8 protein-coding genes and 1 pseudogene are annotated in these 9,564 nt (G+C 61.6%); 6 read left to right on the top strand and 3 right to left on the bottom strand.

Annotated features, from left to right (window positions below):
- Positions 1–79: 79 nt before the first annotated feature.
- The 3 genes from WBB85_RS16070 to WBB85_RS16060 all read right to left on the bottom strand — a co-directional run bounded on the left by WBB85_RS16070 (position 80) and on the right by WBB85_RS16060 (position 2,354).
- Entirely contained in the window at positions 80–424 is a 345-nt protein-coding gene (locus tag WBB85_RS16070) for a hypothetical protein (RefSeq protein WP_432639608.1), read from the bottom strand.
- Positions 425–630: 206 nt separating this feature from the next.
- Positions 631–1,047, bottom strand: coding sequence for a hypothetical protein (locus WBB85_RS16065; RefSeq protein WP_432639607.1), 417 nt, complete (start codon positions 1,045–1,047; stop codon positions 631–633).
- Positions 1,048–1,112: 65 nt separating this feature from the next.
- A complete protein-coding gene (locus WBB85_RS16060) occupies positions 1,113–2,354 on the bottom strand; it encodes an alkane 1-monooxygenase (protein ID WP_432639606.1) in 1,242 nt (413 codons plus the stop codon).
- Positions 2,355–2,547: 193 nt separating this feature from the next.
- Here WBB85_RS16060 and WBB85_RS16055 point away from each other — a divergent pair, with 193 nt between their 5' ends.
- The 6 genes and pseudogenes from WBB85_RS16055 to WBB85_RS16030 all read left to right on the top strand — a co-directional run.
- A complete protein-coding gene (locus WBB85_RS16055) occupies positions 2,548–3,180 on the top strand; it encodes a lysoplasmalogenase family protein (RefSeq protein ID WP_432639605.1) in 633 nt (210 codons plus the stop codon).
- Positions 3,181–3,330: 150 nt separating this feature from the next.
- The gene (gene ftsY, locus WBB85_RS16050; RefSeq protein ID WP_432639604.1) at positions 3,331–4,698 is read left to right on the top strand and encodes a signal recognition particle-docking protein FtsY; all 1,368 of its coding nucleotides are present in this window, start codon (positions 3,331–3,333) and stop codon (positions 4,696–4,698) included.
- 84 nt (positions 4,699–4,782) lie between these two features.
- A complete protein-coding gene (locus WBB85_RS16045) occupies positions 4,783–5,682 on the top strand; it encodes an EamA family transporter (RefSeq protein WP_432639603.1) in 900 nt (299 codons plus the stop codon).
- 5 nt (positions 5,683–5,687) lie between these two features.
- A complete protein-coding gene (locus WBB85_RS16040) occupies positions 5,688–6,290 on the top strand; it encodes an inner membrane-spanning protein YciB (RefSeq protein ID WP_432639602.1) in 603 nt (200 codons plus the stop codon).
- An 859-nt stretch (positions 6,291–7,149) separates the two neighbouring features.
- Positions 7,150–8,826, top strand: coding sequence for an ABC transporter substrate-binding protein (locus WBB85_RS16035; RefSeq protein ID WP_432639601.1), 1,677 nt, complete (start codon positions 7,150–7,152; stop codon positions 8,824–8,826).
- Positions 8,827–8,889: 63 nt separating this feature from the next.
- Positions 8,890–9,564: pseudogene (locus WBB85_RS16030) on the top strand (ABC transporter permease); the annotation flags it as partial.

The raw sequence follows: 9,564 nt of genomic DNA, 5'->3' as shown, positions 1-9,564 counted from the left end.
GCATTGTGTCAGGAGGGGTGATGTATGGAACGATTGTGGGGGGCGGGATGCAGGACGATCCGCATCCGGTTTTCAGGGGTCAGGCCAGAAGCCGGGAATAGAGCAGGATACCGGCCTCAACCAACCTCCGTTCTGCCGGACGCCAGAGCGCGTTGAAGGCGAACGGATCAAGCCGGGCTGCCGACGTCAATGCCGCCAGCGGTTTGCGCCCGTCGATCCCGGCCAGAAGCGGGGCCGCGTCGCCCGTCCCGCCACCCGCGACAAGGGCGCGGAGCGGCTGCGACCAGTCACGTTTGCCGCCCCAGAGAAAATGATCCATTTCCAGGGGATGTGAGGGTGATCCGGTGATCAGCCGCTTCCGTTCATCTGCCGGACGGCGTTCGGGATAGGGATAGGCCTCGTAATGTTCGCTGACTTTGTTCATCCCGTTCCCTTGCACCGCACCAGCCCTAAGGCGTTCAGGCTTTGAACCGCCTCAAAGCTAGCGCCGGTTTCGTTCGATCTATGGTGCTGTCACTCTCAACGCAAACCGAACCGCCCTATAGTGTTTCGGGTTTACATTGCATCAGAATTCGAACCTTTTTCGTTCGAATTCTGATGCTTGTTATCTCAACGAAAACCCGAAACGCTTTAGACCCCCAGATCCAGTCCCATACAGGCCATCGGTTCGGGGCTTTCCTCGACCGCGATCAGCGGCTGGCCGAACGGGTCGCCCTTGAATTTCGCCAGCAGGCCCTGATCCGACTGCCAGAAGGTCCAGCATTGCGGTGCAGGATTGTCCTCATAGACAAAGCAGATGAAGCCCTGATCCTCGTACCATTCGCCCTTGCGGCAATCATCGCCGAGAAAGGCCCAGACGACCTGACGGCCCGGCCGGTATTGCTCGACGCCGTAAGGTTCACCACCGGAATTGTAGTAGAGCGTCCGGCCCGCCGTTGCCGCCTCGAATTCGGCCGCGGTCAGCGGGCCGCCGGGTTCGGCCGCGTGAAGGGGGGCACTGACTGCCAGCGCGATGGCGGCTCCGACAAGGTGTTTCAGACTGGTCATGCCCATGCCTCCGGATCTGTCGTGCGAGCTTGCCAGAAAGCGGCCGCCAAGGCCAGCACCGGCGCTTACGCCTCGGCGCGGCGGCGCAGGGTCGCCAGCCGCCGGTCCATGATCCGGCGCCAGAGGGGCGGGATCAGCGCGATCGTTGCCATCACCGGCAGCGAATGGGGCAGGCGGGGCGTTTCGGTCACCGGGTTCAGCCCCAGTTCGGGGTAGGGCCGCGCGGGATGGGCATGGTGATCGGCATGGCGCGGCGCGTTCAGCATCATCAGCCCCGAAAAGGCATGCGGCGCGTCCCAGCTATGTGCAGGCCCCGCAGGTTCCAGCCCGCCCGAGGGCAGGTCCCGCCGCAAGAGCCCGTAATGCTGCACGTAATCCGACAGAAGAAGCTGCGCCTGCGCATGGGCGCAGAGCAGAAGATAGGCCAGCAGCCCATCGAGCCCGAACAGCCAGATCACGAGGATCAGCGCCAGTGCAGCCCCGCCGATATAGATCGCATAGGGGTTGAGCCCCGCCCGACCCGTCAATCCGGCCTTTTCACGGCGGTTCTTCTCCATCTCATAGCCTGCGACAAAGGCGCCGGGCCAGGCACGGGCGGCAAAGGCGTAAAAGCTTTCGCCTTCGCTTGCGGTGTTGGGGTCGTCGGGGGTTGCCACGAAGCGGTGATGGACCAGCCGGTGGGCCGAGCTGTGATGGCCGAACAGCAGCGAGATATAGACCGCCACGCCCAGCCCGAAAAGCCGCCGGTCGGAACGGTGGATCAGTTCATGCGCGTTCGAATTCGACACCTGCCCGAACCAGAGCCCGAAGGCGATGAAGGTGGCGATGCCGTCAAAAAGGCCCAGCCCCGTGCCGCCCGACAGCGCCCAGAGGCCGATCAGCATCAGGGCGAAATGCACCGCTGCAAGCAGCACGGACAGCCGGTCGGCAGTGGTCGCAGCCAACGGGTCCGGCCCGGTCCGGCCACGTTCCTTTGCCACTTCGTCGGCGATGTGAAGGAAAAGGGTCATCCACAGAAGGGCGGGCAAGCTCCAGACGCCACCCGCCACAGCGGCGAGGATCAGAAGCGGAACGGGGGCGAGCGTCGCCAGCAGGAAGGGGCTGAGGGGCCGCCACGGCGCCCAGGCAGCCCGGACACGGTCTTGGCTGGATGTGGGTGCGGCAGCGGCGGGCCGGGGGGATGTCCCAGCTTCCGCAGGCGCCGGATGGGGCCTTTCCGCCTGCCGATCATTGCCATCGTCCGAGAGTGCGGACAGGACCGATGCGATGGCCGCATCCTCCGCACCCGATGGGGTGGCATCCGGCATCGCTCTGCCATCCTTGCGGCGGCCAGTCAGTCGGGAAAGGCGGTTCAGAACCATGGGCGATACATTCCTTGCAGGCGCAAACCTCGCAAATCCCGCTGCCGCAGTCGAGCCCCGTTCGTGTCGCCACGTCACGGGGCGCGAATGATTGACCCGGGCGCTGGCCCATGGCCTTGTCGCCGGATCCGGAGGGATCATGACCGCACCAGCCCTGTTCATCTGCGCCGCATTTCTGGCCTTGCTATATGAGGCTGCCTTTTGTTGGCGCGAAACCTCATGGCCGAAAAGCCTGATCAAGACCGGCGCGGTCGCGGCCCTCGCGCTTGCCGCGCCCGGATTTGGGGCACCCACGCTGATCATCGCGGGACTGGCGCTTGGGGCGTTGGGTGACTTCTTCCTATCGCGCCCCGGGGAAAAGGCTTTCCTTGCGGGGATGGGAGCTTTTGCCGCTGGCCACCTCGCCTATGCTGCTGAATTCTGGGTGCCGGGCACGCTGCCACCCCTCTACCCGGCGCTGGTGCTTCTGGTGCTTGGCGCATCTACTGAACTATGGCTGGCACCCCGGACCGGGGCGCTGCGCTGGCCGGTTCGGGCCTATGTGGTCGTCATCACCCTGATGGCGCTGGCTGCAATGACGCTTGGACCGGACCGCCAGATTGCACTTGCCGGTGCGGTTCTTTTCGTCGCTTCCGATCTTCTTCTGTCGCTCGACCTCTTCGTCGTGAAAAGCGCCGCCTTGAACCGGCTCTTGAGCCATGCGCTCTGGGCGGCCTACTGGACGGGTCAGGCGCTGATCCTTCTGGGAATGGCCGCCAACCCGCCCTTCTGACCCTTCCATCGCGGACACGAAAGGACTAAGACGTTTCGAGTTTTGATCGAGAAAGAAGTGTCGGAATTCGAACAAAAAAGGTTCGAATTCCGATTCAATTTAAACTCGAAACGTAATAGGTGGGGACAAGACCACCAGCCGGGGCCGCGCATGTCGTTCTTCAAGAAGCTCAAGGACAAGCTTTTCAAATCCTCATCGAAGCTCGAAGAGGGGTTGGAGGCGATTGTTGCCGAAGGGGCGGAGGACGCGGCGGAGGAGCAGGTCGCAGCACCTGAACAACAACCAGAGCCTGCACCCGCGCCGGAATCCGCCCCCATAGCTGCGCCGGAGCCCGCCCCCGAACCGGACCCGACGCCCGAACCAGAACCAGAACCGGTTCCGATGCCCGAACCGGAGCCCGCCCCGGCACCGATGCCCGACCCCGTACCAGAGGTCGATCCCGAACCAATCCCGGGGCCCGCACCGGTCGAACTGCCCCCAGCCGCACCGGAAGTGCCACCCGCGCCTCCGGTCGAGATACCGCCCGCAACACCGGAAGTGTCGGAACCTGCGCCCGTCGAACTGCCGGACCCGGCACCGGTGGACATCCCGGTGCAATCGGCAGCGGTTTCCGACGACCCCGTGGCCGAACGCCCGGGCTTCCTCGGCCGCCTCTTCAAGCGCCCCGCAGCCGCAGCCGCTCCGCGCCGGGTGCTTGACGATGCGATGCTGGAAAGCCTTGAGGAACTGCTGATCCAGTCCGATATGGGGGTTGAGACCGCCTTGCGCGTTGCCGCCAACCTTGCCGAAGGGCGGATGGGCCGCAAACTCTCGGTGCCCGAGATCAAGGACCTGCTGGCCGCCGAGGTTGCCCGGATCATGGAACCGGTCGCGCGGCCCATGCCGCTTTACACGACCAAACCGCAGGTGGTGCTCGTGGTCGGCGTCAACGGCTCGGGCAAGACCACGACGATCGGCAAGCTTGCCAGCCAGTTCCGCGCGGCAGGCAAGAAGGTGGTGATCGCCGCGGGCGATACGTTCCGCGCCGCCGCCGTCGAACAATTGCAGGTCTGGGGGGAACGGGCAGGGGTGCCGGTGATGACCGCGCCCGAAGGATCGGACCCCGCGAGCCTTGCCTTCGACGCGATGACGAAGGCGCAGGAAGAGGGCGCCGATCTTCTGATGATCGACACGGCGGGGCGCTTGCAGAACCGTCAGGACCTGATGGAGGAACTGGCCAAGATCGTCCGCGTGATCCGCAAGAAGGACCCGGATGCGCCGCACAACACGCTGCTGGTACTTGACGCCACCACTGGCCAGAACGCCCTCAGCCAGGTCGATATCTTCCGCAAGATCGCCGATGTTTCGGGCCTTGTGATGACCAAACTCGACGGCACCGCGAAGGGCGGGGTGCTCGTCGCACTCGCTGACAAATTCGGCCTGCCGATTCATGCGATCGGTGTGGGCGAACAGATCGATGACCTCTCACCCTTCGACCCCGAGGATTTCGCAAGGGCGCTGGTGGGAAGCGGCGACTGATAGCGGGATGACCCCTTCTGCTTCTTCTGTTCGGAAATACTCCGGAGGGGTCCGGGGAGGCAGCGTCTCCCCGGCTTTGCGGCCATGAGCGCCTGGCTGATCTCGCTTGAAGGCACCGAGGCCGGGCGCCATTTCGCGTTGGGGCTCGCGCTGATGGCAGCCTTCCTGCATGCACTTTTCGGTGCGCTTCAGAAGGGGCGGCACGATCCCTGGATCAGCCGGGCGGCGATCGATGCAAGCTATGGGATCATTGCCGCCCCCTTCGCGCTCTTTGTCGTGCCCTGGCCCGAGCCGCATATGTGGCCGATCTTTGCGGGCGCGTTCGTGATCCATGTCGGCTACAAGGTCAGCCAGGCCATGACCTATCAACGCGGCGCCTATGCCGTTGTCTATCCGGTCGTGCGCGGCACCGGGCCGTTCTTTGCCGTCTTCGGTGCCGGGCTGATCTTTGGCGAGCAGTTCACCACCGGTCAGTGGGCCGGTGTCGCGACGCTGATGGCGGGGATTTTCGGGCTCGCGCTTTACAACCTCCGCACCATAACCGTTGACCGCGACACGATGGGGCCCGCACTGTTCTGGGCCGTGGTCACCGGCATGTTCGTCGCTGCCTACACGACCTATGACGCCTATGGCATCCGCGCGACGGCGGACCCGTTCACCTTCCTTGCATGGTTCTTCTTCATCGACGGCATCTTCATGCCGGTCTATACGTGGCGGCGTTGGCGGCATCTGCCGTCTTCCGAGATCGTGCCGCTGATGAAGCGGGGTGTGGCCGGGGCCTTTGCCGCCTATTTCAGCTTCGGGGCCATCCTTCTGGCCACGCGGCTCGACAAGGTGGGCGAGGCGGCGGTCCTGCGTGAGACCTCGACGGTCTTCGCCGCCCTCATCGCCTGGCTCATGCTTGGCGACCGGGTCGGGCCGCGCAGGCTGACATTGATGGCTTTGATCGCGGCAGGGGCCGTGATCGTGAAACTGACGGGGTAGGGCCAATGGCCGGCAAGAAGATCAAACCGGGATTGAAGGCGGGGCTGGAATTCGGTCCGATCCTCATATTCTTTGCCATATTCGTGTGGCTCAAGGGAAAAACCCTCACATTTGGCGGGACGGAATATGGCGGGTTTGTCGTGGCGACAGCCGCGCTCGTTCTGATGATCGTGATTTCATCCCTTGCCCTGTGGAGGCTGACGGGGCGTCTTTCGCCGATGCAGCTGACGACGCTTGTGCTGGTCATTGTCTTCGGCGGGTTGTCGATCTGGCTGAATGACGGCCGTTTCATCAAGATGAAGCCCACCTTGCTCTATCTCCTCTTCGCGGGTGTTCTCGGCTTCGGTCTTCTGCGAGGAAAATCCTATCTGGCTCTGGTGATGGAGGAGATGATTCCCCTTCAACACGAAGGTTGGATGATCTTTACCAGGCGCTTCACCTTCTTTTTCGTCGGGCTTGCGATCTTGAATGAGGTGATCTGGCGGACGATGTCGGACCAGTCCTGGATTCTGTTCAAGACGTTTGGCCTTATGGCGTTAATGTTTGTGTTTATCCTGTCGCAGAACCGTCTGTTTCAGCGCTACGAGATCGAGAAGACGGGCGACTAAAGCGTTTCGGGTTTTCGTTGATATTACAAATATCAGAATTCGAACGAAAAAGGTTCGAACTCTGATTCAATGTAAACGTGAAACGCTATAGTAGCCCAGAACAGCCATCGCACCATGCGCGACAGAAGCTGTACGGTTGCGTGCACCCTGGGGTGGCGCGGCAACCGGCATTCGGAGGGCTGCGCAATCTTTCGCCCAATGCGATACCGGTTTTCGCGGCGGCCAGCGGCGGTGACGTGGTGCTCCCCGTGCATCGCCAGCGAGACCGGCGGCCGATATGCCGACTCAAGCCGCTGCATGCCTGACATTTCGCCCGGTCGCTCATGGGCACCGTTGTCGCTGACGGTTCTTTGACACGCGCCGTTGCCACTCGGCCATCATTGGTCGTGATTCTCTGCCGATCATTCCGATCTGCAAGACCGGGTGGGAATGCAAAGAAAACTGCCCGATTGCAAAGTCTCGAAACCGGGGACCGCACTTTGCCCGGCACGTCGCTTGGGAAATCTGGGAACGGCGGGCCGGATACCAATCCGGCAGGTCATTTTGACCCGCTTCAAAGCCAACGGCACGGCCGAGATCGTTCGCGTTCCATGACGTCAGGGATCAACGGCACCGGGATAAATCCTCCGGGCGCTGTATTTTACAAGTTCGGGCAACACTACTTCCATCCCGATCTTATCATAAACCATGGACATGTATTTCATGTATTTTTCTTATTCTGCATCGAATCTTGCGTGGAACAAGTTTCAGCGTCACCGTCATTGCAGCAAGAGTCTCTGTTCGCCTGGTGGCCACCCGCAAGCCATCCTGCCCCCGTCAGCTGCCCAGAGACATATTGCCTCTAAACTGGGAGGAAGACATGAAAATATTCTCGAACTTTACAAACCGTAAGGGGCAACCGCTCCCCCAATCCCTGAAGCAGTCGGCACACTCCGCGCGGTCCGGGAGCGAGGTTGATCGCCGTGAGTTCCTGGCGCTGGCCAGTGCCTTTGGGGCCACGGCAACAACCGCCTATGGAATGTTGGGTATGGCAACACCGGCGCAGGCCGCCACACCCGCCAGGGGCGGCACCATGCGGCTGGAAGTCGGCGTTCACGCGCTGAAAGACACGCGCACACTTGATTTCGCCGCGATGGCGATGGTTGCGTCCAACTGGCTGGAATACCTTGTCGAATACAATAATGACGGGACGTTCAAGCCGCGTCTGCTGGAAGATTGGTCCGTCAATGACGACGCAACCGTCTACACATTGAACATCCGCAAGGGTGTGACATGGAACAATGGCGAACCTTTCACAGCACAGGACGTCGCGCGCAATATTGAGCGTTGGTGCGACGCTGAAGTGGAAGGCAACGCCATGGCGTCCCGCCTGAATTCGCTTGTGGACAGTGACACCAAGAAGGCCGCTGCGGGGGCTATCAAGGTTGTGGATGATCATACGGTCCAACTGACCTGTGCATCTTCCGACATCACGGTCATCCCCAGCCTTGCAGACTATCCTGCCCTGGTGGTGCCGGAAAGCTATACGCCCGAGACCATGCTTTCGAACCCGATCGGCACGGGCCCGTACAGGCCTGTTGAATTTGAAGTCGGCGTGCGGGCTGTCGTGGAACGCAATACCGACCATACATGGTGGGGTGAAGGTACCGGCGCCTGGGTCGACCGGTTCGAATTCCTGGATTACGGCACTGACACCTCTGCTGTTCTGGGTGCGGTTGAGGCTGAAGAGGTTGACGTCACCTACAACCCGCCCAGCGAACATCTGGAATTGATGGAAGCTCTGGGGTGGCAGGTCAAATCCATTGACACGGGCTCAACGGTTGTCATTCGCGGCAACCAGAACGCCGAAGTTGACGGCATGAAACCCTATGCGGACCTGCGCGTGCGCAAGGCGCTGCAAATGGCGGTCAGCAACGAATTGACGCTTGAGCTGGGGTTCAACAACAAGGGCAGCGCGGCCGAGAACCACCATGTCGCCCCCGCTCATCCGGAATATGCCGATATCGGCAAGCCGGTACATGACCCCGCAGGCGCCAAGGCCCTGATGGAAGAAGCCGGCATGGCGGATTTCGAGCATGAGCTGATCTCCATCGACGGAGGGTTCCGCAAGGATACCGCCGATGCGGTGGCTATTCAGCTGCGTGAGGCCGGGATCAAGGTCAAACGGACAGTCATGCCCGGATCGACATTCTGGAATGACTGGACAAAGTACCCCTTCAGCATCACCGACTGGAACCACCGTCCGCTTGGCGTGCAGCTTTATGGGATCTGCTATCAAAGCTCTGCAAAGTGGAACGAGGCGGGGTATTCCAACCCTGAATTCGATACCCTTCTGGAGCAGGCCGTGGCCCTTGCCGATGCCGATAAGCGCCGCGAAGTGATGGCCAAGCTGGAACAGATCATGGTTGACGATGCGGTGATCATCCAGCCGTATTGGCGGTCCCTGTTCCGGGCATCCCGCGCGGATGTCATCGGTGCGGAACCGCATATTTCCTTCCTCCCGCAGCTCTACAAGTGGGGCTGGGCCAGCGTCTGATCGCGCTCGGCCAACCGGTACCGGCCTTCGGGCCGGTACCACCCTCTGTCCACAGGTGAATCCATGGCTCATTTCATATTGCGTCGTCTTGGGGTGATGCTGCTCACGATGGTTTGTCTGACATTCATTGTGTTCTTCCTGACAAATCTGACGCCAAACCTTGAAAAGCTTGCCAAATCCGAGGCCAACGCCCGGATGAGCGACGCGGAAGTGACCCAATGGCTGGCAGAGCGCGGATATGACCAGCATATCGTCAACCGCTATGGCCAGTGGCTGGGCATTGTCGCATCGCCCAAGCTGACCGACCCGGATGGCGTAACGCATTCTCGCTGTTCCCGCCCCGAGCGCCCGGCCGATATCGCGCCGCGCTATTGCGGCCTCCTTCAGGGTGAGCTTGGGTTTTCCAGCGTCTTCAAGATCGAAGTCACCGAAGCCATCGTCAACCGTCTGGGCAAAACCGGCTACCTGATGCTGGCCGTGATGAGCGTGATGGTGCCTCTGGCCCTTCTGATCGGCATCCTTGCGGGGATGCGCGAGGGGTCGTTCGCCGACCGTGTCCTGTCCGCATTTTCCATTATCACGACATCCACACCTGAATATGTCTCGGCGATTATCCTGATTGCGGTGTTTGCATCCAAGAATTCCGGGGTCTCTCCTCATCTGGTGGAATGGGGCATGATCGAAGGGCCAACCCTGTTCAAAGCCTCCGCCGCAACGGCCCTGAATGACATCACATTT

Origin of the sequence: Albidovulum sp. (assembly GCF_049646345.1) — a bacterium.
Taxonomy (GTDB): Bacteria; Pseudomonadota; Alphaproteobacteria; order Rhodobacterales; family Rhodobacteraceae; genus Albidovulum.
This window is presented reverse-complemented; position numbering and strand designations above follow the sequence as displayed.

Excerpts from the sequence above, each read along its gene's own strand:
- WBB85_RS16060 (WP_432639606.1), bottom strand. The coding sequence starts at position 2,354 with ATGCCGGATGCCACCCCATCGGGTGCGGAGGATGCGGCCATCGCATCG.
- WBB85_RS16040 (WP_432639602.1), top strand. The coding sequence starts at position 5,688 with ATGGCCGGCAAGAAGATCAAACCGGGATTGAAGGCGGGGCTGGAATTC.
- WBB85_RS16045 (WP_432639603.1), top strand. The coding sequence starts at position 4,783 with ATGAGCGCCTGGCTGATCTCGCTTGAAGGCACCGAGGCCGGGCGCCAT.
- WBB85_RS16055 (WP_432639605.1), top strand. The coding sequence starts at position 2,548 with ATGACCGCACCAGCCCTGTTCATCTGCGCCGCATTTCTGGCCTTGCTA.
- WBB85_RS16065 (WP_432639607.1), bottom strand. The coding sequence starts at position 1,047 with ATGACCAGTCTGAAACACCTTGTCGGAGCCGCCATCGCGCTGGCAGTC.
- WBB85_RS16035 (WP_432639601.1), top strand. The coding sequence starts at position 7,150 with ATGAAAATATTCTCGAACTTTACAAACCGTAAGGGGCAACCGCTCCCC.
- WBB85_RS16070 (WP_432639608.1), bottom strand. The coding sequence starts at position 424 with ATGAACAAAGTCAGCGAACATTACGAGGCCTATCCCTATCCCGAACGC.
- ftsY (WP_432639604.1), top strand. The coding sequence starts at position 3,331 with ATGTCGTTCTTCAAGAAGCTCAAGGACAAGCTTTTCAAATCCTCATCG.